The organism is Prescottella agglutinans, from assembly GCF_004011865.1.
Lineage (GTDB): Bacteria > Actinomycetota > Actinomycetes > Mycobacteriales > Mycobacteriaceae > Prescottella > Prescottella agglutinans.
In genome coordinates this window covers 49,848-72,316 of sequence record NZ_RKLP01000017.1, presented here as the reverse complement: position 1 = coordinate 72,316, position 22,469 = coordinate 49,848, and the positions used below count along the sequence as shown (strand labels likewise).

Below are 22,469 nucleotides of genomic sequence, written 5' to 3'. Positions count from 1 at the left end.
CAGCAACACCGAACGCGCCGACGCGCTTGCACCTTGGCTCGAGTACTACAACACTCGACGACGCCACAGCGCACTCGGAGGACTACCACCGATCAGCCGACTGCAACCAACCTGATGGCCAGGTACACCTAGTTGTTCGTGATCTGGAAGCCACTGCCCGTGATGCCGCGCGGGTTCAGGTCATCGAGGATGAGCTTCGCCGAGTTGTACCAGTACGACCAACCAAGGTTGATCGGACCGAGGGCGATTTCACCTTGCCCGGTCACGATCCCGGCCCACTTGTTCGGCTCGAACTTCCCGACGAGTGGCCCACCCGAGTCGCCGCCCCGGTTCTTGACGGACGAGTAAACGAGGCCACTCAACTCGTGGGTCACTGTCCCACACCGATTCAACTCGGACTTCGGCTGTCCCGCCTGCGCATTCGCCTGCACGGTGTAGGACCCCGCCTGGCAGAGCTGGGCGCCGGTCCCAGGCGCGACCACCTGGCCGAACAGACCCTTGACGATCGTGTTGATCTTGAACCAGGGCTCCGACGGCGTGACGACGGGGCCGTGGGTCTTGGACGGGGTGAGCGGGTCCGTACTGAACGGAGTCACCCCATCCGCCTCGACCGCATACGTGGGCGCAGTCATGACCTGGCTCGAGAGTTGGACGTGCGGCGCGAACTCGATGACCATGTAGTCGAGCGGGGCGGTCTTCTGGATACTCGCTTCCCCCGTGACGGGATCCACTGCGGGCCACTGAGCTGTCGGGCGGCCGTCCGCCGAAACGTATCGGATCCAGCCGATCGGGCCGGAATCCATATCACGCCAATCGAACACGGCCTGGCCGTTGTTGTTGGTCGTGGTGTGGGTCGCCTCCGCGACCGCGTCGGCCACCTTCCACGGGTTGCAGTGCCCAGCCGTGATGCCCACCTTCCGGCCGGCTGCATCGGTACCGACGGCGCCGAGCGTGCACTTGCCATTGTCCGCGAACTGGAGGCGCATACCGGCAGAGACAACCTTCGTCGGCGTGGCCGGGTCGGCCCCTGCCGTGCCCGTTGCGAGCGTGAAGGCCACCGCGACCGCAGAGACCAGGCCGGCGAATCGCCGGGTAGAGAGTTTCATTCAATCCCCTCCGATAGACGTTGCCGCCACAGAAGTGAGCGACGAGAGGAGAGTAGACCGCATGGTCTATTTTGCGGAGTGGATTGCGGGGATCGACAGAACCGCATCACCGCCCGCCACGACTCCGGCCCGACACCAGCACTGACGGCTAGCCGGCCCCGGCTCGCCGGGTGGCACAGCGCAACCCGCAGAGATGCGCATCGCGCCCACTGGGAGACATCCGGATCCACCGACCCAGTCCGCCGCTCGTCGAGACGACCCAACTCCTTTGAAGCGCAACCAGATTCAACGCCTCATCATCGCCGGTCGACCCGGACCGCCGGCGTCAGCCGACAGGCGTCCCGGTGAACGGCGAGATCGCCATGCAGGGCACCGGACGCGGATGCTGCGGATCGAGCGCATTGAGAACGTGTCCTGCTGCGACCGGCGAGGCACCCATCGCCGCGTGCTCGGAGTAGTCCTGCGGGCACTGGTCCTGCACAACGATATTGACCGTGTTCGGTCCCGGCACCAGCCCGTTGGTGTACGGGACGACGAGTTCGTCGTACCGGGTGGCGATGTTGGTGTACGAGACGCCGGGGGCGTACGGGCCGCCGCCTTCGTTCATCTTGTCGACGAACTCGGTTCCGGGCGCCATGTCCAGGCAGGCCGCGCACAACTGTCCGAACGTCTGCTGCTGCAGCGGCCCGAGACCGTACTCCCTTGTCAACGCGGTGATCTCACCGGCCCAGAACGCGCCGGCGCCCAGCCACAGCGGCGCGAGCGAGACGTACTTGTCGACCTTGGCCGCACCACCGAGGAACTTCACGTAGTAGTTCGGCATCAAGGTGCCCTGGGAATGCCCGACGATGTCGACCTTGTCCGCGCCGGTGGCGGCGAGCACCTCGTCGACGAAACCGGCCAACTCCCGGGCGCCCTGGTCGAGCGGGGCCAACGCACCGAAGGCGCTGCCGGGCCAGGAGGCGCCGGCCCGCACGCCGTAAGTAGGCGCGAACACGCAGTAGCCGTTGTTCTTCAGCAACGGAACATACGTCGTCCAGTTCGTCTGCCGGTTCGCGCCGGTTCCGTGGACCAGGACGACCGGTCGAGGATGCTCGGCGGTCGGCTTGCAAGACCAGTCGTTCGAACCGGGCAGGGACGCGCCGGGGTCGGCCATCTCCGCCCCGATGCCGTCATAGAAGTTGTGCGGGACCGGGAGCGGGGGCGGATCGGCAGCCGCCGCACCGGGCGTGGCGATCGCGGTGCCGATCGCCAACGCGGCGACGACGATTGCGGTGACGAACGACGGACGCATTCGTGGCTCCCCCCACAGGCTGCGAACTTCCCGACCGGTTGCGACGCTAACAGTTGCCCGACGCATCGCGCGGCGGATCTGGCACACCGACCACAAACGCGTGGGAGACGAACCCGACCGTCGTCAGGTCAGCCGCCGCAGCAGCCCGCCCCGCCCGACTCGATCGCCGTGCGCATCTCCCGGGTGGCCGCATTGCGGGCGGCCAGATCCGCGTCCGCCGGATAGTCGACGCGAACCAGCGAAAGCCCGTGTGCCGGAGCGACGGCGACGGCACTCGCCCGCTCACGCTCAGCCAGCAGACCCGCCATCCAATCCACCGTCCGACGTCCCTCGCCGACCGCGAGCGCGGCACCGACGAGGCTGCGCACCATCGACCAGCAGAACGCGTCGGCGCTGACGAACGCGGTGAGCTCGTGGCCGGACGCAGGACCGGAGCCCGCGGAGCGGCCATCCGAAACAGCCCAGTCGAACCGCTGCAGTTCGCGGACCGTCGTCGCACCCTCGCGGCGCTTGCAGAACGCCGCGAAGTCGTGCAGTCCCAGCAGCCGGGACGACGCCTCCTGCATCGCGTCGACGTCGACGTCCTTGGGCCACGCCACCGTGTCGCGGGCCCGCAGCGGCTCCGCGCCGTACGGCACCGTGGTCAACCGGTACTCGTAGTGCCGGCGGATCGCCGAGAACCGCGCGTCGAAATGCTCGGGCGCGAACGAGACATCCTTGACCCGAACGTCCTTGGGCAGGAAACGGGCGAGCCGACGCACCAGACGCGACGGATCCTCCGGGATCATGTCGGCCGGGACGTCGACGTGCGCCACCTGACCGCTCGCGTGGACGCCGGCGTCGGTCCGGCCCGCCACCGTCAGCAGCACCGGGGTGCGGACGATCGCGCTCAGCTTCTCCTCGATCTCACCGCACACCGTGCGGCGGCCGGGCTGACGCGCCCAGCCGGAGAAGTCGGTGCCGTCGTACGAGATGTCGAGCCGCAATCGAACGAACCCGCCGTCCCCAACGGGAACGACGGGTTCGTTCGATTCAGCGTGTGCCGAAACCAAGTGGACTAGTCCTTCTTGGCCTCGTCGGCATCGGCTGCGGCCTCGACGACCTCGGCCTCGGGGGCCTCGGCCGGGGCCGCGGTCTCCTCGGCAGCCGGAGCAGCCTGCGAAGCGGCGACGCGGCGAGCGCGGTCCGCCTCGGAGGTGACCGTCTTCTCCTGGACGAGCTCGATGATCGCCATGGGAGCGTTGTCACCCTTGCGGGGGACGGTCTTGATGATGCGGGTGTAGCCACCGTCGCGGTCGGCGTAGAACGGGCCGATCTCCGCGAACAGGTTGTGCACGACATCCTTGTTGCGGATGACCTTCAGAACCTCGCGACGGTCGGCCAGGGTTCCACCCTTGGCCTTGGTGACGAGCTTCTCGGCGTACGGACGCAGGGCCTTGGCCTTGGCCTCCGTGGTGGTGATTCGGCCGTGCTCGAAGAGAGCAGTCGCCAGGTTGGCGAAGATCGCCTTCTGGTGCGACGCCGACCCGCCGAAGCGGGCACCCTTCTTGGGCTTGGGCATTGGAGCTCCTCTTGGGCTCGCCCAGCACATTTGCCCATGTGCCGGGTGATACGGGTTACAGCTGTTCGGTCTCGGCGTAGTCCTGGTCGGTGCCCTCAGCGTCGCTGAAGGAACCGGCGTCGGTGTCGCTCCACGTACCGGTGGCGGCGTCGTAGCCGGCAACGGTCGTCGGATCGAAGGACGCAGGGCTGTCCTTGAGGGCGAGGCCGAGCGAATGCAGCTTGACCTTGACCTCGTCGATGGACTTCTGGCCGAAGTTGCGGATGTCGAGCAGATCGGACTCCGTGCGTGCCACGAGCTCGCCGACGGTGTGAACACCCTCGCGCTTGAGGCAGTTGTAGGAGCGGACCGTCAGGTCCAGGTCCTCGATGGGGAGACCGAAGGAAGCGATGTGATCGGCCTCGGCGGGCGAGGGTCCGATCTCGATGCCTTCTGCTTCGACGTTCAGCTCACGGGCGAGGCCGAAGAGCTCAACCAGGGTCTTGCCCGCCGAAGCGAGCGCGTCCCGTGCGGTGATGGAGTTCTTGGTCTCCACGTCGAGAATCAGCCGATCGAAGTCGGTGCGCTGCTCGACACGGGTCGCTTCCACCTTGTAGGTGACCTTGAGCACCGGCGAGTAGATCGAGTCGACCGGGATACGGCCGATCTCGGCGCCGGACGCCTTGTTCTGGACGGCGGGGACGTAGCCGCGACCGCGCTCGACGACGAGCTCGATCTCCAGCTTGCCCTTGTCGTTCAGGGTGGCGATGTGCAGATCCGGGTTGTTGACCGTGACGCCTGCCGGCGGAACGATGTCACCCGCAGTCACGACCCCGGGGCCCTGCTTGCGGACGTACATGGTGACCGGCTCGTCCTCTTCGGAGCTCACGACGAGGCCCTTGAGGTTCAGGATGATGTCGGTGACATCCTCCTTCACGCCCGGAACCGTGGTGAACTCGTGCAGGACGCCGTCGATGCGGATGCTGGTGACAGCAGCGCCGGGGATCGACGACAGCAGGGTGCGGCGCAGCGAATTGCCGAGGGTGTACCCGAAGCCTGGCTCGAGGGGCTCGATGACGAACTTCGAGCGGTTTTCAGCGATGACCTCTTCGGTCAGCGTGGGTCGCTGAGAAATGAGCATTGGATTTCCTCCTGTACGGGCGTCCGCCATATGACGCCCACGATGGGAAAGGCTTGGGACCTGGGAGCGGCCGATACCGACCGCTCCCAGGCATCACGCCTTACTTCGAGTAGTACTCGACGATCAGCTGTTCCTGCAGCGGAACCTCGATCTGCGCACGCTCGGGGAGCTGGTGCACCAGGATGCGGAGGCGTCCACCGACGACCTGCAGCCAGCCCGGGATCGGGCGATCGCCCTGGGTCTCGCGGGCGATCTGGAACGGCAGGGTCGCCAGCGACTTCTCGCGGACATCGATGATGTCGTACTGCGAGACGCGGTAGCTGGGGATGTCGACCTTCTTGTTGTTCACGAGAAGGTGGCCGTGCGTGACCAGCTGACGCGCCTGACGGCGGGTGCGAGCGAGGCCGGCGCGGTACACGACGTTGTCGAGACGCGACTCCAGGATCTGGAGCAGGTTCTCGCCGGTCTTACCGGGGCGGTTGACCGCCTCCTGGTAGTAGCGACGGAACTGCTTCTCCATGACGCCGTAGGTGAAGCGAGCCTTCTGCTTCTCCTGCAGCTGGAGCAGGTACTCGCTCTCCTTGATGCGCGCGCGGCCGTGCTGGCCCGGCGGGTAAGGACGCCGCTCGAATGCCTGGTCGCCTCCGACGAGGTCGACGCGCAGACGACGCGACTTGCGGGTGATGGGTCCGGTATAACGTGCCATGTTCTTTTACCTATCCTTCCCGCTACTTAAACCCGACGCCGCTTGGGCGGACGGCAGCCGTTGTGCGGCTGGGGGGTGACATCGGAGATGGTGCCGACCTCGAGGCCTGCAGCCTGCAGCGAGCGGATCGCGGTCTCGCGGCCCGAGCCCGGGCCCTTCACGAAGACGTCGACCTTCTTGACGCCGTGCTCCTGCGCCTTGCGGGCAGCGTTCTCAGCGGCGAGCTGAGCAGCGAACGGCGTCGACTTGCGCGAGCCCTTGAAGCCCACGTGGCCCGACGACGCCCAGGAGATGACGTTGCCGGCCGGGTCGGTGATCGACACGATCGTGTTGTTGAAGGTGCTCTTGATGTGAGCGGCACCGTGCGGGACGTTCTTCTTGTCCCTGCGACGCGCCTTCTGGGTCTTCTTCGGACCGGTGCTACGTGACTTGGGAGGCATTACTTCTTCTTTCCTGCGACGGTGCGCTTCGGACCCTTACGGGTGCGAGCGTTGGTCTTGGTGCGCTGTCCACGCACGGGCAGACCACGGCGGTGGCGCAGGCCCTGGTAGCAGCCGATCTCGATCTTGCGGCGGATGTCCGCCTGCACCTCGCGGCGCAGGTCACCCTCGACCTTCACCGACTCCTCGATGTACTCGCGGAGCTTGGCGAGGTCCTCGTCGGACAGGTCCTTGCTGCGCAGGTCCGGGCTGACGCCGGTCGCAGCGAGGATCTCCTTGGAGGTGGTACGGCCGATGCCGTAGATGTAGGTCAGTGCGATCTCCATGCGCTTTTCGCGAGGAAGATCAACACCTGCGAGACGTGCCATGTGGCATTTCCTATCGGTGTGCGGAGGTCTGCTCCCAGTCCGTCCCCTGCGTCTGAAAAACTCTGCGGTTCACACTCGCAGTGGGGCCCCGGCCTCCGTGCCGGGGGTAGACCGCTACCTGCCCTTGGTTTCCCGCTGGGCCCGGGGTCGCGGTTGGTGCTGAGAGGTCTTCTTTGCGCTTGTTGCCAAGCCGATCTCGAAGAGTCCGTGAAACTGCGGGACTTAGCCCTGACGCTGCTTGTGGCGCAGGTTGTCGCAGATCACCATGACGCGCCCGTTACGGCGAATCACCTTGCACTTCTCGCAGATCTTCTTGACGCTAGGCTGAACCTTCACGTGCGTCTGATCTCCTGTTGTCTGTCCACCCGAGGGCAGACATAGTTCTCCCCGGCCGGGTGTGGCCGGGGAAGCTATTACTTGTAGCGGTAAACGATGCGCCCACGCGACAGGTCGTAGGGCGACAGCTCCACGACCACGCGGTCCTCGGGAAGAATGCGAATGTAGTGCTGACGCATCTTGCCGCTGATGTGTGCGAGGACCTTGTGGCCGTTCTCCAGCTCAATGCGGAACATCGCATTGGGCAGCGGCTCGACAACTCGTCCCTCGACCTCGATGGCCCCGTCCTTCTTAGCCATGTCCTCCGCGATCCGTTGAGTGGCGTATGGGTGCATCGGCTACCGTCACCGGTATCCGCTACAGCGGTGGTCCTGACGGCCGAAAACGACACCCCGACACGAGGTCGGACACGCAGACAACCGATACGCAGGGCGCACCGTTGTTCTATCTTACCGGCAATTCCCAACCAGGCCAAATGCGGCCTCGAGTCGTCCCAGCTCCCCCCACCCGAAGGAAGAAGATCCACATGCGCGCGCTCGTCCAGCGGGTCACATCGGCAGCCGTCAGCGTCGACGGCGAGGAGGTCGCCCGGATCGCGCCACCCACCGGCGGGCAGGGACTGCTCGTGCTCCTCGGCGTCGGGCACGACGACGACCCCATCGCCGCATCGAACCTCGCCCGGCGCGTGTGGCGGCTGCGAATCCTCGACGACGAGAAGTCCGCCTCCGATGTCGACGCCCCGGTCCTCGTCGTCAGCCAGTTCACCCTCATGGCCGACACCCGCAAGAGCCGCCGGCCGTCGTGGTCCCCCGCCGCGCCCCGCGCCGCCGCCGAACCACTCGTCGACGCGTTCGGCGCCGCGCTGCGGGACCTGGGCGCCACCGTCGAGGTCGGCCGGTTCGGCGAGCACATGCAGGTGAGCCTCGTCAACGACGGTCCGGTCACCGTGCTGCTGGAAGGCTGACACACACCGAGCACACAAACGCCGAGCGGGCAGTGACAATTCACTGCCCGCTCGGCGTCGCTCGATCTCAGTTGTCGCCGGGGCGCAACGTGAGGATCCGCGGACCGTCCTCGGTGACGGCGACCGTGTGCTCCCAGTGCGCGGCACGACTGCCGTCGGTGGTCACCACCGTCCAGTCGTCGTCGAGAACCTCGGTCTCGTACGTCCCGAGCGTGAGCATCGGCTCGATCGCCAGGACCGACCCGATCACCAGGTGCGGGCCCTTGCCGGGAGCGCCCTCGTTCGGAAGGAACGGATCCATGTGCATCTCGCGCCCGATCGCGTGACCGCCGTAGCCGTCGACGATCCCGTAGGAACGACCGTGCGCCGACTCGGCGGCATGCGTCCCGAGCTCGATCGCGTGGGAGACGTCCGTCAGCCGGTTGCCCTCCACCATCGCGACGATGCCGGCCTCCATCGACAGACGCGTCGCCTCGCTCAGCTGGGCGTCGGCCTCGCTCAGCTCACCGACACCGAACGTCCACGCAGAGTCGCCGTGCCACCCGTCCAGGATGGCCCCGCAGTCGATCGACACCAGATCGCCCTCGACGAGGAGCTCGTCCGCGGACGGGATGCCGTGCACGACGCGGTCGTTGACCGACGCGCAGATGGATCCGGTGAACCCGTGGTACCCGAGGAACGACGGCACCGCGCCGGCGTCGCGGATGACCGCTTCGGCGACCTGGTCCAGTTCCAGCGTGCTGACCCCGGGCTTGGCCGCGTCTCGCACCGCCACGAGGGCGGCCCCGACGATCGCACCCGCCGCCGCCATGGCGTCGAGCTCACCCGCCGTGCGGAACGGAACGACCTTGCGCTTGCGGCCGAATGCCATTACTTCCCCAGCGCGGAGAGAGCGCGGGCGTTGACCTCTTCGACAGCGCCGACGGCGTCGACGGTGACGATCTGGCCGGCGTAGTAGTCGAGCAGCGGCGCCGTCTCCTCGCGGTAGACGCGCATGCGGTTACGGATGACGTCCTCGGTGTCGTCGGCGCGACCGCGGGCCAGCATCCGCTCGACGACGACGTCGTCGTCGACGTCGAACGCGAGCACGCCGTCGAGCTTGGCGCCCAGACCCTCGAGGATGCCCTCCAGCGCCTTCGCCTGGTCGACCGTGCGCGGGAAGCCGTCGAGCAGGAAGCCGTTGACCGCGTCCGGCTCGGCGACGCGCGCCTTCACCATGTTGTTCGTGATCTCGCTCGGGACCAGATCGCCCGCGTCGAGATACTTCTTGGCCTCGAGTCCGAGCGGGGTCGACTGCCCGATGTTCGCGCGGAACAGATCTCCGGTGGAGATGTGGGGGACGCCCAGCTTCTCGGACAGGATCGCGGCCTGGGTGCCCTTACCGGCACCGGGAGGACCAAGGAGGACAAGTCTCACTTGAGGAACCCTTCATAGTTTCGCTGCATGAGCTGGCTCTCGATCTGCTTAACCGTATCGAGGCCCACACTGACCATAATCAGCACCGCGGTGCCGCCGAACGGCAGGTTGGTCGCGCCACCCGAGTTGCCGATCTCGAGGAAGAGATTAGGCAGCACCGCGATGGTGCCGAGGTAGATCGCGCCCGGCAGAGTGATACGGCTCAGCACGTAGTTCAGGTAATCGGCGGTCGGCCGTCCGGGACGGATGCCCGGGATGAATCCGCCGAACTTCTTCATCTCGTCCGCGCGCTCCTCCGGATTGAAGGTGATCGCGACATAGAAGTAGGTGAAGAAGACGATCATTCCGAAGTAGATCAGGATGTAGACCGGGTTGGCCGGGTTCACCAGGTACTCGTTGATCCACTTCTGCCACCAGCTCGGATCCGGGCTGGTGTTCGCCCCGGTGAGCTGGACGATCAGGTTCGGCAGGTACAGCAGCGACGACGCGAAGATCACCGGGATGACACCGGCCTGGTTGACCTTGAGCGGCAGGTACGTGGACGAGCCGCCGTACATCTTCCGGCCGACCATCCGCTTGGCGTACTGCACCGGGATACGCCGCTGGCCCTGCTCGACGAAGACGACACCGGCGATGATCGCGAGCGCCGCGACACAGACCAGCGCGAAGATCAGTCCGCCGCGGCTGTTGAGGATCGCCGAGCCCTCGGACGGGATGCGCGACGCAATACCGGCGAAGATCAGCAGCGACATGCCGTTGCCGACGCCGCGCTCGGTGATCAGCTCACCGAACCACATCACCAACGCCGCACCGGCCGTCATGACCAGCACGATGATGATCAGGCCGAAGACGCTGTCGTCGGCGAGGATCGGCTCCGTACAGCCCTGCAGCAGCTGCCCACGCGCCGCGAGGGCCACGATGCCCGTCGACTGCAGGATCGCCAGCGCGACCGACAGATAGCGCGTGTACTGCGTCATCTTCGCCTGGCCCGACTGGCCCTCCTTGCGGAGATCCTCGAACTTCGGGATGACGACGGTCAGCAACTGGATGATGATGCTCGCCGTGATGTACGGCATGATGCCGATCGCGAACACCGACAGCTGCAACAGCGCACCGCCGGAGAACAGATTGATCAGCGAGTAGATGCCGGCCGACTCGCCGCCGGACACCTGGTCGATACACGCACGGACGTTGCCGTAGTCGACACCGGGAGACGGCAGCGTCGCGCCCAGCCTGTACAGAGCGACCAGACCCAGCGTGAAGAGGATCTTCCGCCTCAGGTCAGGCGTCCTGAGGGCCGAGACAAAGGCGGAAAGCAAAGATCCTCCTGGCGCACGACATACGGAGAGCCGATCTGAATGACCCGCCCCGTGAATTGAAGAACTCTAGAACTCTAACAGTGACACATGAAAACACAGCCCGGTTGCACGGGCTGGCCCTCTCCAGTATGCCCGCCGGCACACCCTGGAGAGACGAATGGCCGCAACTCGCCCCGTCCGGGAGGAGTTGCGGCCATTCGACAGCTAGCTGAGAGAGATCACAGCTCGGTGGTGGTACCACCGGCAGCGGCGATCTTCTCCTTCGCAGCGCCCGAGAACTTGTCCGCGGTGACCTGGACGGCCACCGTGAGCTCGCCCTCGCCGAGAACCTTCACGAGCTGGTTCTTGCGAACCGCGCCCGCGGCAACGAGCTCGGCAACGCCGATCTGTCCACCCTCGGGGAACAGACGAGCGATATCGCCGACGTTGACGACCTGGTACTCGGTGCGGAACGCGTTCTTGAAGCCCTTGAGCTTGGGCAGACGCATGTGCAGCGGCATCTGTCCACCCTCGAAGGCGGCCGACACGTTCTTACGTGCCTTGGTGCCCTTGGTGCCGCGACCAGCGGTCTTACCCTTCGAGCCCTCACCGCGACCGACGCGAGTCTTGTCGGTCTTGGCGCCGGGCGCGGGGCGCAGGTGGTGCAACTTGATGGTCATGGTTAGACCTCCTCAACCGTGACGAGGTGGCGCACCACGTTGATCAGACCACGGTTCTGCGCGTTGTCCTCACGGACGACGGACTGACGGATGCCCTTCAGTCCGAGGGTGCGCAGGCTGTCCCGCTGGTTCTGCTTGGTGCCGATGGTGCTCTTGACCTGGGTGACCTTGAGCTGTGCCATTACTTCACGCTCCCAGCCTGTGCACGAGCGCGCAGCATGCCGGCGGGGGCCACGTCCTCGAGGGGCAGGCCACGACGGGCTGCAACCTCTTCCGGACGCTGCAGGCCCTTGAGGGCGGCAACGGTCGCGTGCACAACGTTGATGGCGTTGTCGCTACCGAGCGACTTGGCCAGGATGTCGGAGACACCCGCGCACTCCAGCACGGCACGCACCGCGCCACCGGCGATCACACCGGTACCCGGGCTGGCCGGACGCAGCATGACGACACCGGCCGCCGCCTCGCCCTGAACCGGGTGGGTGATGGTGCTGCCGATGAGCGGCACACGGAAGAAGCTCTTGCGAGCCTCCTCGACGCCCTTCTGGATGGCCGCGGGAACTTCCTTGGCCTTGCCGTAGCCGACGCCGACGAGTCCGTTGCCGTCGCCCACGATCACGAGAGCGGTGAAGCTGAAGCGACGACCGCCCTTGACGACCTTCGACACGCGGTTGATGGAGACGACGCGCTCGATGTGGTTCGACTTCTCCGCAGCGTTGTCACGACGGTTGTCGCGACGATCGCGACCACCGCGGTTGTCGCCCTGGGGGCCACCCTGTCCGGCGGGTCCGCTTCCGCCGTCACGCCTTTGACGTCCCGGCATCAGGCATTCCTTCCGTTAGTAATGTTGGTCATCAGAACTTCAACCCGCCTTCGCGAGCGGCATCCGCCAGGGCCGCGATGCGGCCGCTGTAGGTGTGGCCACCGCGGTCGAAGACCACGGCCTCCACGCCGGCTGCCTTGGCACGCTCGGCGATCAGCTGACCGACCTTGGCACCACGGGCGCTCTTGTCGCCCTCCAGCGCACGCACGTCGGCCTCGATGGTCGACGCAGCGGCGAGGGTCTTGCCGGCCAGATCGTCCACCAGCTGCACGTGGATGTGCCGCGCGGAGCGGTTCACCACGAGACGGGGACGCTCCGGGGTGCCGGAGACCTTCTTGCGGAGACGGAAGTGACGACGCGCCTTCGACAGACGACGCGTCGTGGACGCGTCCTTGCCCAGCGGAATACGCTTGGCCTTCTGATTTGCAGTCTGGCTCATATCACTTACCCGTCTTTCCGACCTTGCGACGGACCTGCTCACCCTCGTAGCGGATGCCCTTGCCCTTGTACGGGTCGGACTTGCGCAGGCGGCGGATGTTGGCCGCGATCTGGCCGACCTTCTGCTTGTCGATGCCGGAGATCGAGAACTTGGTCGGCGACTCGACAGCGAAGGTGATGCCCTCCGGAGCCTCGATCGGGACCGGGTGGCTGTAGCCGAGGGCGAACTCGAGGTCCTGGCCCTTCAGCGCCACACGGTAGCCAACGCCGTGGATCTCCATCTTGGTGGTGTAACCAGCGGTCACACCGACGATCATGTTCTGCACGAGGGTGCGCGACAGACCGTGCAGCGCGCGGCTGCGACGCTCGTCGTCGGGACGGGTGACCTGCAGGGCACCGTCCTCACCCTTGACGACCGAGATCGGCTCGGAGACGGTCAGCGACAGCGAGCCCTTGGGGCCCTTGACCGCGACGTCCTGTCCGGTGATGGTCACGTCGACGCCCGCGGGGACGGCGACCGGAATCTTTCCAATACGCGACATTCTGGTGGCCTCCCTTACCAGACGTAGGCGAGGACTTCCCCGCCCACTCCCTGATTGGCCGCCTGACGATCGGTGAGCAGACCGGAAGACGTGGAGATGATCGCCACGCCGAGGCCGCCCAGGACCTTGGGCAGGTTGGTGGACTTCGCGTAGACGCGCAGACCGGGCTTGGAAACACGGCGGACGCCGGCGAGGCTGCGCTCGCGGCTGGGGCCGTACTTGAGGTCGACGATCAGCGTCTTGCCGACCTCGGCATCCTCGGTGCGGTAGTCCGCGATGTAGCCCTCACGCTTGAGGATCTCGGCGATGTTCGCCTTGATCTTCGAGTGCGGCAGCTTCACCTCGTCGTGGTACGCCGAGTTGGCATTACGCAGACGCGTCAAGAAGTCTGCGATCGGATCAGTCATGGTCATGAGTTGACCTGTGCACCTTTCTCGTTGGGGTTCCCATGCAACACCGGTACCGACCCCGCTCCCCCGACGTGTCGGAGGGAGCGGGGTCGGCCCGATCGTGGGCCTACAACGAAGTGGTTCTTACCTTCACCATTCCACGGACGTGGAACGGAAGTCTGTTGTTCGGCTTACCAGGAGCTCTTGTGAACGCCCGGCAGCTCGCCGGCGTGTGCCATCTCGCGAACGCAGATACGGCACAGACCGAACTTGCGGAACACCGAGTGCGGACGGCCGCACTTCTGGCAACGGGTGTACGCGCGCACCGCGAACTTCGGCTTCTTGTTGGCCTTGTTGACCAGTGCCTTCTTAGCCATGGGCTCAGTTCTCCTTGAACGGGAAGCCGAGGTGCTTGAGCAGCGCACGGCCTTCTTCGTTGTTGGTGGCGGTGGTCACGACGGTGATGTCCATACCGCGCGGACGATCGATCTTGTCCACGTCGATCTCGTGGAACATCGACTGCTCGTTGAGGCCGAACGTGTAGTTGCCGTTGCCGTCGAACTGGTTACCCGACAGGCCACGGAAGTCGCGGATACGGGGCAGCGCGATGGACACCAGACGGTCCAGGAACTCCCACATGCGGTCGCCGCGCAGCGTGACGCGCGCACCGATCGGCATGCCCTCACGCAGCTTGAACTGCGCGATGGACTTGCGGGCCTTGCGGATCTCGGGCTTCTGACCGGTGATCAGAGCCAGATCGGCAACCGCGCCGTTGATCAGCTTCGCGTCGCGGGCAGCGTCACCGACACCCATGTTGACGACGACCTTGACGACGCCCGGGATCTGCATGACGTTCGCGTAGTCGAACTCGGCGTTCAGCGCGTCACGGATCTCCGCGCGGTAGCGGGTCTTCAGACGCGGCTGGATCTTGTTCTCAGTGGAGGTCATGTCAGATGTCCTTCCCGTTCTTCCGGGAAATGCGAACGCGCTTGCCGGTCTCCTCGTCGGTGCGGTAGCCGACGCGAGTCGGGTTTCCGTCCGAGTCGACGACCATGACGTTCGAGACGTGGATCGGAGCTTCCTGCGTCACGATGCCGCCGGAGGAGGCGCCACGCTCGTTCGCAGAAACCGCGGTGTGCTTCTTGATGCGGTTCACGCCCTCGACGAGGACCTTGTCGGTCGCGGGGTAGGCCTGGATGACCTTGCCCTTCGCGCCCTTGTCCTTGCCGGAGACGACCAGCACGGTGTCACCCTTGTGCACCTTCATCACAGCACCTCCGGGGCGAGCGAGACGATCTTCATGAAGCGCTTCTCGCGCAGCTCACGACCGACGGGTCCGAAGATACGGGTGCCGCGCGGATCGTTGTCCGCCTTGATGATGACGGCAGCGTTCTCGTCGAACTTGATGTACGAGCCGTCCGGACGACGACGCTCCTTGGTGGTGCGGACGACGACAGCCTTGACGACCTCGCCCTTCTTCACGTTTCCACCCGGGGTTGCGTCCTTGACGGTGGCGACGATGATGTCGCCGATCCCGGCGTAGCGACGAGACGAGCCACCGAGAACGCGGATGCAGAGAATCTCCTTGGCACCCGTGTTGTCGGCGACGCGCAGTCGCGACTCCTGCTGAATCACTAACTTCTCCTTGACCTGGCTTGTTTCGACCCGGCGACTCGCGTGCGAATCGCCAAATCGTGCGCGGCAGATTTCCGACCCGACGCGCGCGGTCCGTACCCGCCGATGGTGGGGCTGCCACTGCTTTCACAGGGCAACCCCACCATCGTACTGGATACACTCTTCGGCTCTTACTTGGCCTTCTCGAGGACCTCGACCAGACGCCAGCGCTTGGTCGCCGACAGCGGTCGGGTCTCCATGAGCTGGACGCGGTCGCCGATGCCGGCGACGCCGTTCTCGTCGTGCGCCTTGACCTTCGAGGTGCGTCGGATGATCTTGCCGTAGAGCGGGTGCTTCACCCGGTCCTCCAGCTCGACCACGATGGTCTTCTCCATCTTGTCCGAGACCACGTAGCCGATGCGGACCTTGCGGCTGCCGCGCTCTTCGGTGCTGTTGGTGCTCACTGCCTTATCCTCACTCATGCCGCGTCACCTGCGTCCGGACCGGAGGCCAGGCCGAGCTCGCGCTCGCGCAGGACGGTGTAGATGCGCGCAATCTCGTGACGGACCGTGCGCAGCCGGCGGTTGTTGTCCAGCTGACCGGTGGCCATCTGGAAACGAAGGTTGAACAGTTCTTCCTTCGACTCGCGGAGCTTGGTGACCAACTCGTCGTCGGTCAGCTCGCGGAGCTCTGCAGCAGGGCTGGTGGTCGCCATCAGAACTGCTCCTCCCTCGTCACGATCCGGCACTTGCACGGGAGCTTGTGCATCGCGCGACGCAGAGCCTCGCGGGCGATCTCCTCGTTCGGGTAGCTCATCTCGAACATGACCCGTCCGGGCTTGATGTTCGCGACCCACCACTCCGGCGAACCCTTACCGGAACCCATGCGGGTCTCGGCAGGCTTCTTCGTGAGCGGGCGATCCGGGAAGATGTTGATCCAGATCTTGCCGCCACGCTTGATGTGGCGAGTCATGGCGATACGAGCGGACTCGATCTGCCGGTTGGTGATGTAGGCCGGCTCGAGAGCCTGGATGCCGTACTCACCGAAGGCCACCTGGGTACCGCCCTTGGCGGCACCCGAACGGCTCGGGTGGTGCTGCTTGCGGTGCTTGACCCGGCGCGGGATCAACATGCGTCAGCCCTCCTTCTGCTCGGTAGAAGCGGGAGCATCGGCGGTTGCGGTCGCAGCGCGACCGGCCTCGGTGCTGGTCGCCGTGGTGCCGGCAGCACCGGAGCGACGCGGACGGCTCGGACGCTCGCGACGCGGGCGCTCGGCCGGCGCAGCAGCAGCCAGCTCACGCTTGCCGCCGACGATGTCGCCCTTGTAGATCCAGACCTTCACGCCGATGCGACCGAAGGTGGTCTTGGCCTCGTACAGGCCGTAGTCGATGTCGGCACGCAGCGTGTGCAGCGGGACACGACCCTCACGGTAGAACTCCGAGCGGCTCATCTCGGCGCCGCCGAGGCGGCCCGAGCACTGCACGCGGATGCCCTTGACGTTCGGCTGACGCATGGCCGACTGGATGGCCTTGCGCATGGCGCGACGGAACGCGACGCGGTTCGAGAGCTGCTCGGCGACACCCTGTGCCACCAGCTGGGCCTCGGCCTCGGCGTTCTTGACCTCGAGGATGTTCAGCTGGACCTGCTTGCCGGTCAGCTTCTCGAGCTCGGCGCGGATGCGATCGGCCTCGGCGCCACGGCGACCGATGACGATGCCCGGACGCGCGGTGTGGATGTCCACACGCACACGGTCACGGGTGCGCTCGATCTCGACCTTCGCGATGCCCGCGCGCTCCATGCCGGTGGCGAGGAGCTTACGGATCGCGACGTCTTCCTTGACGTACTCCGCGTACTGCTTGTCTGCGTACCAGCGCGACTTCCAGTCGGTCGTGATGCCGAGACGGAAGCCGTGCGGGTTGATCTTCTGGCCCACTACTGACCACTTCCCTTCCGGCGGTTACGACCCGAGGCGGAACCCCGGCTGGCCACACTTTCCACGATGACCGTGATGTGGCTCGAACGCTTGCGGATCCGGAAGGCCCGGCCCTGTGCGCGCGGCTGGAACCGCTTGAGGGTCGCACCCTCGTCCACGAACGCCGTCGCGACGACGAGGGTGGCGGGATCCAGGTTCAGGTTGTTCTGCGCGTTGGCAGCGGCGCTGGCGATCACCTTGGCGACCGGCTCGGCCGCGGCCTGCGGTGCGAACTTGAGGATCGCGAGAGCCTCGTCGACCGACTTGCCGCGGACGATGTCCACGACGCGGCGCGCCTTCATCGGCGTCACGCGCACGTGGCGCGCGACCGCCTTCGCGGTGGGGTTCTGGGTTTCAGTACTCATCGACGCTTGCTCTTCCGGTCGTCCTTGATGTGGCCCTTGAACGTCCTGGTCGGTGCAAACTCTCCGAGCTTGTGGCCAACCATCGAATCCGAAACGAACACCGGAACGTGCTTGCGTCCGTCGTGGACGGCAAACGTGTGACCGATGAAGTCCGGAATGATCGTGGAACGACGGCTCCAGGTCTTGATGACCTGCTTGGTGCCCTTCTCGTTCTGCACGTCCACCTTCGCAAGGAGGTGGTCATCGACGAACGGGCCCTTCTTCAGGCTGCGTGGCATCCTTCACTCCCTCCTTGACTAGCGCTTCTTGCCGGTACGGCGACGACGGACGATGAGCTTGTCGCTCGCCTTGTTCTTGCGGGTGCGGCCCTCGGGCTTGCCCCAGGGGCTGACCGGGTGGCGACCACCGGAGGTCTTGCCCTCACCACCACCGTGCGGGTGGTCGACGGGGTTCATGACCACACCACGGACGGTCGGGCGGACGCCCTTCCAGCGCATGCGGCCGGCCTTGCCCCAGTTGATGTTCGACTGCTCGGCGTTGCCGACCTCGCCGACGGTGGCGCGGCAGCGCACGTCGACGCGACGGATCTCACCGGACGGCATACGCAGCGTGGCGTAGGTGCCTTCCTTGCCCAGCAGCTGGATGCTGGCACCGGCGGAGCGGGCCATCTTGGCGCCGCCGCCCGGACGCAGCTCCACCGCGTGGATGGTGGTACCGGTGGGGATGTTGCGCAGCGGCAGGTTGTTACCCGGCTTGATGTCGGCGCCTGCGCCGGACTCGATCGGGGCGCCCTGCACCAGGCCCTTGGGGGCGATGATGTAGCGCTTCTCGCCGTCCGCGTAGTGCAGCAGCGCGATGCGAGCGGTGCGGTTGGGGTCGTACTCGATGTGAGCGACCTTGGCCGGCACGCCGTCCTTGTCGTTGCGACGGAAGTCGATCAACCGGTAGGCGCGCTTGTGACCGCCACCCTTGTGACGGGTGGTGATGCGACCGTGGGCGTTACGACCACCGCGACCGTGCAGCGGGCGAACCAGCGACTTCTCGGGCGTCGACCGAGTGATCTCGGCGAAGTCCGAGACGCTCGAGCCGCGGCGGCCCGGGGTAGTCGGCTTGTACTTACGGATTGCCATGAGTCTTCTCGTCCTCTATATCTCGTCAAGTCCCAGACGCTTACGCGACCGGGCCTCCGAAGATCTCGATGGGCTTGCTGTCGGCCGAGAGGGTCACGAGCGCGCGCTTGGTGTCCTTGCGCTTGCCGTAACCGAAGCGGGTCCGCTTGCGCTTGCCCTGACGGTTGGCGGTGTTGACGCTGGTCACGGTCACACCGAAGATCTTCTCCACGGCGATCTTGATCTGCGTCTTGTTCGAGTCCGGGTGCACCAGGAAGGTGTAGGTGCCTTCCTCGATCAGACCGTAGGACTTCTCCGAGATGACCGGAGCCAGCAAGATGTCGCGAGGGTCGGCGATGGTGCTCACTTGCTCTCCTCCTCATTCTTGGCCGGGCCCGCGATGAAGGTGTTCAGAGCCTCGAGGCTGAACACGACGTCATCGCTGTTGAGCACGTCGTAGGTGTTGAGCTGGTCGGGTGCAATGGGGTGCACGCCTTCCAGGTTCTGGACGCTCTTCCACGCTGCGATGTCCTCGCGGCCGACGACCAGCAGGAACTTCTTGCGGTCGGACAGCTCGCCCAGGAACGACTTCGCCGTCTTGGTGGACGGGACCTGCCCGGCGACCAGCTCGGTGATGACGTGGATGCGCTCGTTGCGGGCCCGGTCGGAGAGGGCGCCACGCAGGGCGGCAGCCTTCATCTTCTTGGGGGTGCGCTGCGAGTAGTCACGCGGCTGCGGGCCGTGGACGGTGCCACCGCCGGCGAACTGCGGCGCACGGGTCGAGCCCTGACGTGCGCGGCCGGTGCCCTTCTGGCGGTACGGCTTCTTGCCACCGCCGCGGACCTCGCCGCGGGTCTTGGTGGAGTGCGTGCCCTGACGTGCCGCAGCGAGCTGCGCGACGACGACCTGGTGCATCAGAGCGATGTTCGCGGTCGCGTCGAAGATCTCGGCGGGGAGATCGACGGTGCCGTTGGTGTTGCCACCGGCAGCCTTGACGTCGAGGGTCAGCTTGGTTGCGGTCTCGGTCATGCCGAAGCACCACCCTTCACTGCGGTCTTGACGATCACGAGGCCACCCTTGCGGCCGGGGATCGCACCCTTGATCAGCAGCAGACCGTTCTCGGCGTCCACCTTGTGGACCGAGAGGTTCTGCGTCGTGATGCGGTCGGAGCCCATGCGGCCCGACATGCGCATGCCCTTGAACACGCGGCCGGGGGTGGCGCAGCCACCGATGGAACCCGGGCGACGGTGGACAGCCTGCGCACCGTGGGAGGCGCCCTGACCGGCGAAGCCGTGACGCTTCATGGTGCCGGCGAAGCCCTTGCCCTTGCTGGTGCCGGTGACGTCGACGTATGCGCCGTCCTCGAAGACCTCGGCGGTGAGCTCCTGGCCGACCTCGTAAGCGGAGGCATCGGCGACGCGAAGCTCGACGACGTGGCGACGCGGGGTGACGCCGGCCTTGGCGAACTGGCCCGAGGTGGGCTTGTTCACCTTGCGCGGGTCGATGGCGCCGAACGCCAGCTGCACGGCGCTGTAGCCGTCACGCTCTTCGGTACGGATCTGGGTGACGACGTTCGGCCCTGCCTTGACGACGGTGACCGGGACGACCCGGTTGTTCTCGTCGAAGACCTGGGTCATGCCGAGCTTGGTGCCCAGGATTCCCTTGATCTGATTAGTCATTTGATATCTCCGCTGCGTCTTCCCAAGCTCACTGGATGTTCACGTCGACGCTTGCCGGAAGGTCGATGCGCATGAGCGCGTCGACCGTCTTCGGCGTCGGGTCGAGGATGTCGATCAGCCGCTTGTGAGTACGCATCTCGAAGTGCTCGCGCGAGTCCTTGTACTTGTGCGGCGAGCGGATGACGCAGTACACGTTCTTCTCGGTGGGCAACGGCACCGGGCCGACCACGCGGGCCCCGGTCCGGGTCACCGTCTCGACGATCTTGCGCGCTGACGCGTCGATCGCCTCATGGTCATAGGCCTTGAGCCTGATGCGGATCTTCTGTCCCGCCACGCTTAGTGTCCTTTTCTTGCCGCGTTTCGTAGAACCCGAACGAGCCGGGGACTACCTCGTCTGCACAGCCCCGAGCTGAAACACGACACGAACAACACTGGCGACCGAGACATCACTCGATCCGCTGCCGCTGTTCATCTGTCATGGTTCTCCGGTCCACGCGGTCGGGCGTGTCGCCTGGCCGCTCATTCCCCGGCCCCGGAAATCCCTTCCCAGGAGCCACGAGAACCGCACCGGATGCGCCCACGAGGGGGCGCAAACGTTGGGTACTGCTTCCGTCTTGCATCGTCGCGACCAGGCATTTCGGCCCGATACTCGACTTTCATCCAGCCCGACTCGGGTCGCAACGGATCGCGTCCCAGTCAAGGCAACCCGATCAGTATGCCGTAGCCGACCCGAGAGTTCAAATCGCACCCCCGGGAACGTTCGAGGTCAGCGGGCGTGCGCACCGCACTTCCGCGACGTAGAACTTACCGAAGAGTAAGGTCGCTGGGATGACTATGCCCGCGACCGCCGCCTACCGAAGCTGGCAGAAGTTGCCCGCCAACAGATTCGGCCGCGCACTGTTCTCCGCCGGCATGTGCCTGCGCGTCCCCTTCTTCGCGACGGTGCTGCCGACCGTCGAGCGCATGGAGCCCGGGCGGTGCGACGTCTCGGCCCCCAAGTGGTGGGGCGTGCACAACCACCTCGGGACCTTCCACGCGATCGCCGCGTGCAATCTCGCCGAGATCGCGATGGGCATGCTCGCCGAGGCGACGGTCCCCTCGACGCACCGCTGGATTCCCAAGGCGATGAACGTGCGTTACCTGGCGAAGGCCGAAACACGCCTGCGCGCGAGCGCGACCCTCGACGCCGTCCCCGACTTCGGTGCGATCACCGCGGGGACGGAACTGACGATCCCCGTCTCGATCACCGACCGTGCGGGCGCCGAGGTGGTCCACGCGGACATCACGGTCTGGGTCACGCCCGCCTGACGCCCGCCGGGCTCACGGGTGGCGACCGACCTCGGCGCGCAGATCTCCGCGCGAGCCACCCGATATATTCGTCCGGATCTGGTTGTTACACGCATCACACCAGCGGGTCCGGTCTCGGACACGCCACTGCCGGTCGCGGATGCAGACGACGGCGGGCACGTGCGTGTCCCGCGAAGGAGTACTCGATGGCCCCGTCCGCCGCCTCTCGTTCTGCATCGGCCCGCTCGCTGGGCCGACGCCCCCAACTGTCCGACGACGTCGCCGTGCACGTCCGGAACCTGATCATGTCGGGCGGGGTGCGACCGGGCGAGTTCATCCGGTTGGACGAGACGGCGGCGGACCTGGGCGTCAGTGTCACACCGGTCCGGGAGGCGCTGCTGACGCTGCGCGGCGAGGGACTCGTCGAACTGGTCCCCCACCGCGGGTATGTCGTCGCACCCCTGAGCCGGGACGACGTGAACGACATCTTCTGGCTGCAGGGGCAGATCGCCGAGGAGCTGGCGATCCGGGCCGTCGAGCGTGTCGACGACGAGGTCGCCGCGGAACTGACTGAGCTCAACGACCGGCTGCGGCGTGCCGTCGACGTCGGGGACGCGGCCAGGATCGAGGAACTCGAGTTCGGCTTCCACCGGTACCTCAACCGGCTGGTGGGGGCGCGCAAGTTGTCGTGGTTCCTGCTGGGCGCCACCCGCTACACGCCGGTGCACTTCTATTCGTCGGATCGGCACTGGGGCGACGGCGCGGTGGCGAGTCACACACGTCTGATCTCCGCGTTGCTCACGCGGGACCACGCGGCGGTCGCCGCGGAGACGAGAGCCCACTTCGACGACGGCGCAAAGCGCCTGGTGCGGCACCTCGAGACGACCGGGATCTGGGATTGATCCGGCGTCGGCACGCACACCGGCACGGGCTCCCCGCGCGACCCGGGCGGCCCCGCGGCTGCGC

General features: G+C 66.1%; 38 protein-coding genes. 4 read left to right on the top strand and 34 right to left on the bottom strand.

Translation table 11 applies throughout. The features are described 5' to 3' along the window. On the top strand, positions 1-115 hold a 115-nt coding region (locus EGT67_RS24840), incomplete at its 5' end, for an integrase core domain-containing protein (protein ID WP_164877445.1). Positions 116-128: 13 nt separating this feature from the next. Here the strand turns inward: EGT67_RS24840 and EGT67_RS24835 are convergent. From EGT67_RS24835 to infA, 10 genes are all read right to left on the bottom strand, one after another. Further along, on the bottom strand, positions 129-1,106 hold the full coding sequence (locus EGT67_RS24835) for a chymotrypsin family serine protease (protein WP_127918776.1): 978 nt from the start codon (positions 1,104-1,106) through the stop codon (positions 129-131). Positions 1,107-1,431: 325 nt separating this feature from the next. Beyond that, complete coding sequence (locus EGT67_RS24830) at positions 1,432-2,400, bottom strand: esterase/lipase family protein (protein ID WP_127918775.1); 969 nt, start codon at positions 2,398-2,400, stop codon at positions 1,432-1,434. 128 nt (positions 2,401-2,528) lie between these two features. Beyond that, the gene (gene truA / locus EGT67_RS24825) at positions 2,529-3,386 is read right to left on the bottom strand and encodes a tRNA pseudouridine(38-40) synthase TruA (RefSeq protein WP_164877650.1); all 858 of its coding nucleotides are present in this window, start codon (positions 3,384-3,386) and stop codon (positions 2,529-2,531) included. Positions 3,387-3,457: 71 nt separating this feature from the next. Beyond that, positions 3,458-3,961, bottom strand: a complete 504-nt coding sequence (gene rplQ, locus EGT67_RS24820; protein WP_127918773.1) for a 50S ribosomal protein L17 — start codon at positions 3,959-3,961, stop codon at positions 3,458-3,460. 55 nt (positions 3,962-4,016) lie between these two features. Beyond that, positions 4,017-5,081 carry a DNA-directed RNA polymerase subunit alpha gene (locus tag EGT67_RS24815; RefSeq protein WP_127918772.1) on the bottom strand — a complete coding sequence of 355 codons (1,065 nt, stop codon included), beginning with the start codon at positions 5,079-5,081 and terminating at the stop codon, positions 4,017-4,019. Between the two features lie 100 nt (positions 5,082-5,181). Next, positions 5,182-5,787, bottom strand: coding sequence for a 30S ribosomal protein S4 (gene rpsD / locus EGT67_RS24810; RefSeq protein ID WP_114718865.1), 606 nt, complete (start codon positions 5,785-5,787; stop codon positions 5,182-5,184). Between the two features lie 26 nt (positions 5,788-5,813). Beyond that, complete coding sequence (gene rpsK / locus EGT67_RS24805; RefSeq protein WP_005239680.1) at positions 5,814-6,227, bottom strand: 30S ribosomal protein S11; 414 nt, start codon at positions 6,225-6,227, stop codon at positions 5,814-5,816. Continuing rightward, entirely contained in the window at positions 6,227-6,595 is a 369-nt protein-coding gene (gene rpsM / locus EGT67_RS24800; RefSeq protein WP_127918771.1) for a 30S ribosomal protein S13, read from the bottom strand. The genes rpsK and rpsM overlap by 1 nt, the downstream gene beginning before the upstream one ends. Before the next feature lie 222 nt (positions 6,596-6,817). Then, positions 6,818-6,931: a 50S ribosomal protein L36 gene (gene rpmJ, locus EGT67_RS24795; protein ID WP_025347279.1), complete on the bottom strand. Its 114-nt coding sequence runs from the start codon at positions 6,929-6,931 to the stop codon at positions 6,818-6,820. A gap of 77 nt (positions 6,932-7,008) precedes the next feature. After that, the gene (gene infA, locus EGT67_RS24790; RefSeq protein ID WP_003418601.1) at positions 7,009-7,230 is read right to left on the bottom strand and encodes a translation initiation factor IF-1; all 222 of its coding nucleotides are present in this window, start codon (positions 7,228-7,230) and stop codon (positions 7,009-7,011) included. Between the two features lie 227 nt (positions 7,231-7,457). Between infA and dtd the strand changes: the two genes are divergently transcribed. Beyond that, complete coding sequence (dtd, locus tag EGT67_RS24785; RefSeq protein WP_127918770.1) at positions 7,458-7,895, top strand: D-aminoacyl-tRNA deacylase; 438 nt, start codon at positions 7,458-7,460, stop codon at positions 7,893-7,895. 67 nt (positions 7,896-7,962) lie between these two features. Here dtd and map read toward each other — a convergent pair whose 3' ends face one another. From map to rpsJ, 24 genes are all read right to left on the bottom strand, one after another. Then, positions 7,963-8,766, bottom strand: coding sequence for a type I methionyl aminopeptidase (gene map / locus EGT67_RS24780; protein ID WP_127918769.1), 804 nt, complete (start codon positions 8,764-8,766; stop codon positions 7,963-7,965). After that, positions 8,766-9,311, bottom strand: coding sequence for an adenylate kinase (locus tag EGT67_RS24775; protein ID WP_127918768.1), 546 nt, complete (start codon positions 9,309-9,311; stop codon positions 8,766-8,768). The genes map and EGT67_RS24775 overlap by 1 nt, the downstream gene beginning before the upstream one ends. Then, positions 9,308-10,630: a preprotein translocase subunit SecY gene (gene secY, locus EGT67_RS24770; protein WP_127918767.1), complete on the bottom strand. Its 1,323-nt coding sequence runs from the start codon at positions 10,628-10,630 to the stop codon at positions 9,308-9,310. The genes EGT67_RS24775 and secY overlap by 4 nt, the downstream gene beginning before the upstream one ends. Positions 10,631-10,848: 218 nt before the next feature. Then, on the bottom strand, positions 10,849-11,289 hold the full coding sequence (rplO, locus tag EGT67_RS24765) for a 50S ribosomal protein L15 (protein WP_127918766.1): 441 nt from the start codon (positions 11,287-11,289) through the stop codon (positions 10,849-10,851). Positions 11,290-11,291: 2 nt separating this feature from the next. Continuing rightward, positions 11,292-11,471: a 50S ribosomal protein L30 gene (gene rpmD, locus EGT67_RS24760; protein WP_114718858.1), complete on the bottom strand. Its 180-nt coding sequence runs from the start codon at positions 11,469-11,471 to the stop codon at positions 11,292-11,294. Further along, positions 11,471-12,109 carry a 30S ribosomal protein S5 gene (gene rpsE / locus EGT67_RS24755; protein ID WP_127918765.1) on the bottom strand — a complete coding sequence of 213 codons (639 nt, stop codon included), beginning with the start codon at positions 12,107-12,109 and terminating at the stop codon, positions 11,471-11,473. Before rpsE ends, rpmD begins: the two co-directional genes overlap by 1 nt. A gap of 31 nt (positions 12,110-12,140) precedes the next feature. Next, positions 12,141-12,548, bottom strand: a complete 408-nt coding sequence (rplR, locus tag EGT67_RS24750; RefSeq protein WP_127918764.1) for a 50S ribosomal protein L18 — start codon at positions 12,546-12,548, stop codon at positions 12,141-12,143. A 1-nt stretch (position 12,549) separates the two neighbouring features. Beyond that, positions 12,550-13,089, bottom strand: coding sequence for a 50S ribosomal protein L6 (rplF, locus tag EGT67_RS24745; RefSeq protein ID WP_127918763.1), 540 nt, complete (start codon positions 13,087-13,089; stop codon positions 12,550-12,552). 14 nt (positions 13,090-13,103) lie between these two features. Then, positions 13,104-13,502 carry a 30S ribosomal protein S8 gene (rpsH, locus tag EGT67_RS24740; protein ID WP_031937772.1) on the bottom strand — a complete coding sequence of 133 codons (399 nt, stop codon included), beginning with the start codon at positions 13,500-13,502 and terminating at the stop codon, positions 13,104-13,106. A gap of 167 nt (positions 13,503-13,669) precedes the next feature. Beyond that, a complete protein-coding gene (locus tag EGT67_RS24735) occupies positions 13,670-13,855 on the bottom strand; it encodes a type Z 30S ribosomal protein S14 (protein WP_005518383.1) in 186 nt (61 codons plus the stop codon). 4 nt (positions 13,856-13,859) lie between these two features. Beyond that, on the bottom strand, positions 13,860-14,426 hold the full coding sequence (gene rplE / locus EGT67_RS24730) for a 50S ribosomal protein L5 (protein ID WP_127918762.1): 567 nt from the start codon (positions 14,424-14,426) through the stop codon (positions 13,860-13,862). 1 nt (position 14,427) lies between these two features. Next, positions 14,428-14,745 carry a 50S ribosomal protein L24 gene (gene rplX, locus EGT67_RS24725; RefSeq protein ID WP_127918761.1) on the bottom strand — a complete coding sequence of 106 codons (318 nt, stop codon included), beginning with the start codon at positions 14,743-14,745 and terminating at the stop codon, positions 14,428-14,430. Next, positions 14,745-15,113, bottom strand: a complete 369-nt coding sequence (gene rplN, locus EGT67_RS24720) for a 50S ribosomal protein L14 (RefSeq protein WP_127918760.1) — start codon at positions 15,111-15,113, stop codon at positions 14,745-14,747. Before rplN ends, rplX begins: the two co-directional genes overlap by 1 nt. Positions 15,114-15,283: 170 nt before the next feature. Next, entirely contained in the window at positions 15,284-15,574 is a 291-nt protein-coding gene (gene rpsQ, locus EGT67_RS24715) for a 30S ribosomal protein S17 (protein WP_127918759.1), read from the bottom strand. Next, positions 15,571-15,807, bottom strand: a complete 237-nt coding sequence (rpmC, locus tag EGT67_RS24710; RefSeq protein WP_127918758.1) for a 50S ribosomal protein L29 — start codon at positions 15,805-15,807, stop codon at positions 15,571-15,573. The genes rpsQ and rpmC overlap by 4 nt, the downstream gene beginning before the upstream one ends. Continuing rightward, positions 15,807-16,223 (bottom strand): 50S ribosomal protein L16, encoded by a 417-nt coding sequence (gene rplP, locus EGT67_RS24705; protein WP_005518375.1) that lies wholly within the window; start codon positions 16,221-16,223, stop codon positions 15,807-15,809. The genes rpmC and rplP overlap by 1 nt, the downstream gene beginning before the upstream one ends. A gap of 3 nt (positions 16,224-16,226) precedes the next feature. Further along, on the bottom strand, positions 16,227-17,024 hold the full coding sequence (gene rpsC / locus EGT67_RS24700) for a 30S ribosomal protein S3 (protein WP_127918757.1): 798 nt from the start codon (positions 17,022-17,024) through the stop codon (positions 16,227-16,229). Then, positions 17,024-17,428, bottom strand: a complete 405-nt coding sequence (rplV, locus tag EGT67_RS24695; protein ID WP_127918756.1) for a 50S ribosomal protein L22 — start codon at positions 17,426-17,428, stop codon at positions 17,024-17,026. Before rplV ends, rpsC begins: the two co-directional genes overlap by 1 nt. After that, positions 17,425-17,706: a 30S ribosomal protein S19 gene (gene rpsS / locus EGT67_RS24690; RefSeq protein ID WP_005518370.1), complete on the bottom strand. Its 282-nt coding sequence runs from the start codon at positions 17,704-17,706 to the stop codon at positions 17,425-17,427. Before rpsS ends, rplV begins: the two co-directional genes overlap by 4 nt. An 18-nt stretch (positions 17,707-17,724) precedes the next feature. Then, complete coding sequence (gene rplB, locus EGT67_RS24685) at positions 17,725-18,558, bottom strand: 50S ribosomal protein L2 (RefSeq protein WP_127918755.1); 834 nt, start codon at positions 18,556-18,558, stop codon at positions 17,725-17,727. Between the two features lie 40 nt (positions 18,559-18,598). After that, the gene (gene rplW, locus EGT67_RS24680) at positions 18,599-18,904 is read right to left on the bottom strand and encodes a 50S ribosomal protein L23 (RefSeq protein ID WP_005239632.1); all 306 of its coding nucleotides are present in this window, start codon (positions 18,902-18,904) and stop codon (positions 18,599-18,601) included. Continuing rightward, positions 18,901-19,566, bottom strand: a complete 666-nt coding sequence (gene rplD / locus EGT67_RS24675) for a 50S ribosomal protein L4 (protein WP_127918754.1) — start codon at positions 19,564-19,566, stop codon at positions 18,901-18,903. Before rplD ends, rplW begins: the two co-directional genes overlap by 4 nt. After that, positions 19,563-20,216 carry a 50S ribosomal protein L3 gene (gene rplC, locus EGT67_RS24670; RefSeq protein WP_127918753.1) on the bottom strand — a complete coding sequence of 218 codons (654 nt, stop codon included), beginning with the start codon at positions 20,214-20,216 and terminating at the stop codon, positions 19,563-19,565. The genes rplD and rplC overlap by 4 nt, the downstream gene beginning before the upstream one ends. 28 nt (positions 20,217-20,244) lie before the next feature. Further along, the gene (rpsJ, locus tag EGT67_RS24665; protein WP_003938093.1) at positions 20,245-20,550 is read right to left on the bottom strand and encodes a 30S ribosomal protein S10; all 306 of its coding nucleotides are present in this window, start codon (positions 20,548-20,550) and stop codon (positions 20,245-20,247) included. Between the two features lie 494 nt (positions 20,551-21,044). Between rpsJ and EGT67_RS24660 the strand changes: the two genes are divergently transcribed. Together EGT67_RS24660 and EGT67_RS24655 are read left to right on the top strand one after the other, a co-directional pair. Further along, entirely contained in the window at positions 21,045-21,524 is a 480-nt protein-coding gene (locus EGT67_RS24660) for a hotdog fold domain-containing protein (protein ID WP_127918752.1), read from the top strand. A 185-nt stretch (positions 21,525-21,709) separates the two neighbouring features. Beyond that, positions 21,710-22,405 carry a GntR family transcriptional regulator gene (locus EGT67_RS24655; protein WP_127918751.1) on the top strand — a complete coding sequence of 232 codons (696 nt, stop codon included), beginning with the start codon at positions 21,710-21,712 and terminating at the stop codon, positions 22,403-22,405. The last annotated feature ends 64 nt before the right edge of the window (positions 22,406-22,469 follow it).

Coding starts and splice junctions, on each gene's coding strand:
- EGT67_RS24835 (WP_127918776.1), bottom strand. CDS start 1,106: ATGAAACTCTCTACCCGGCGATTCGCCGGCCTGGTCTCTGCGGTCGCG.
- EGT67_RS24830 (WP_127918775.1), bottom strand. CDS start 2,400: ATGCGTCCGTCGTTCGTCACCGCAATCGTCGTCGCCGCGTTGGCGATC.
- rplQ (WP_127918773.1), bottom strand. CDS start 3,961: ATGCCCAAGCCCAAGAAGGGTGCCCGCTTCGGCGGGTCGGCGTCGCAC.
- EGT67_RS24815 (WP_127918772.1), bottom strand. CDS start 5,081: ATGCTCATTTCTCAGCGACCCACGCTGACCGAAGAGGTCATCGCTGAA.
- rpsD (WP_114718865.1), bottom strand. CDS start 5,787: ATGGCACGTTATACCGGACCCATCACCCGCAAGTCGCGTCGTCTGCGC.
- rpsK (WP_005239680.1), bottom strand. CDS start 6,227: ATGCCTCCCAAGTCACGTAGCACCGGTCCGAAGAAGACCCAGAAGGCG.
- rpsM (WP_127918771.1), bottom strand. CDS start 6,595: ATGGCACGTCTCGCAGGTGTTGATCTTCCTCGCGAAAAGCGCATGGAG.
- infA (WP_003418601.1), bottom strand. CDS start 7,230: ATGGCTAAGAAGGACGGGGCCATCGAGGTCGAGGGACGAGTTGTCGAG.
- dtd (WP_127918770.1), top strand. CDS start 7,458: ATGCGCGCGCTCGTCCAGCGGGTCACATCGGCAGCCGTCAGCGTCGAC.
- map (WP_127918769.1), bottom strand. CDS start 8,766: ATGGCATTCGGCCGCAAGCGCAAGGTCGTTCCGTTCCGCACGGCGGGT.
- rplO (WP_127918766.1), bottom strand. CDS start 11,289: ATGACCATCAAGTTGCACCACCTGCGCCCCGCGCCCGGCGCCAAGACC.
- rpmD (WP_114718858.1), bottom strand. CDS start 11,471: ATGGCACAGCTCAAGGTCACCCAGGTCAAGAGCACCATCGGCACCAAG.
- rpsE (WP_127918765.1), bottom strand. CDS start 12,109: ATGCCGGGACGTCAAAGGCGTGACGGCGGAAGCGGACCCGCCGGACAG.
- rplR (WP_127918764.1), bottom strand. CDS start 12,548: ATGAGCCAGACTGCAAATCAGAAGGCCAAGCGTATTCCGCTGGGCAAG.
- rplF (WP_127918763.1), bottom strand. CDS start 13,089: ATGTCGCGTATTGGAAAGATTCCGGTCGCCGTCCCCGCGGGCGTCGAC.
- rpsH (WP_031937772.1), bottom strand. CDS start 13,502: ATGACCATGACTGATCCGATCGCAGACTTCTTGACGCGTCTGCGTAAT.
- EGT67_RS24735 (WP_005518383.1), bottom strand. CDS start 13,855: ATGGCTAAGAAGGCACTGGTCAACAAGGCCAACAAGAAGCCGAAGTTC.
- rplE (WP_127918762.1), bottom strand. CDS start 14,426: ATGACCTCCACTGAGAACAAGATCCAGCCGCGTCTGAAGACCCGCTAC.
- rplX (WP_127918761.1), bottom strand. CDS start 14,745: ATGAAGGTGCACAAGGGTGACACCGTGCTGGTCGTCTCCGGCAAGGAC.
- rpsQ (WP_127918759.1), bottom strand. CDS start 15,574: ATGAGTGAGGATAAGGCAGTGAGCACCAACAGCACCGAAGAGCGCGGC.
- rpmC (WP_127918758.1), bottom strand. CDS start 15,807: ATGGCGACCACCAGCCCTGCTGCAGAGCTCCGCGAGCTGACCGACGAC.
- rplP (WP_005518375.1), bottom strand. CDS start 16,223: ATGTTGATCCCGCGCCGGGTCAAGCACCGCAAGCAGCACCACCCGAGC.
- rplV (WP_127918756.1), bottom strand. CDS start 17,428: ATGAGTACTGAAACCCAGAACCCCACCGCGAAGGCGGTCGCGCGCCAC.
- rpsS (WP_005518370.1), bottom strand. CDS start 17,706: ATGCCACGCAGCCTGAAGAAGGGCCCGTTCGTCGATGACCACCTCCTT.
- rplB (WP_127918755.1), bottom strand. CDS start 18,558: ATGGCAATCCGTAAGTACAAGCCGACTACCCCGGGCCGCCGCGGCTCG.
- rplD (WP_127918754.1), bottom strand. CDS start 19,566: ATGACCGAGACCGCAACCAAGCTGACCCTCGACGTCAAGGCTGCCGGT.
- rplC (WP_127918753.1), bottom strand. CDS start 20,216: ATGACTAATCAGATCAAGGGAATCCTGGGCACCAAGCTCGGCATGACC.
- EGT67_RS24660 (WP_127918752.1), top strand. CDS start 21,045: ATGACTATGCCCGCGACCGCCGCCTACCGAAGCTGGCAGAAGTTGCCC.
- EGT67_RS24655 (WP_127918751.1), top strand. CDS start 21,710: ATGGCCCCGTCCGCCGCCTCTCGTTCTGCATCGGCCCGCTCGCTGGGC.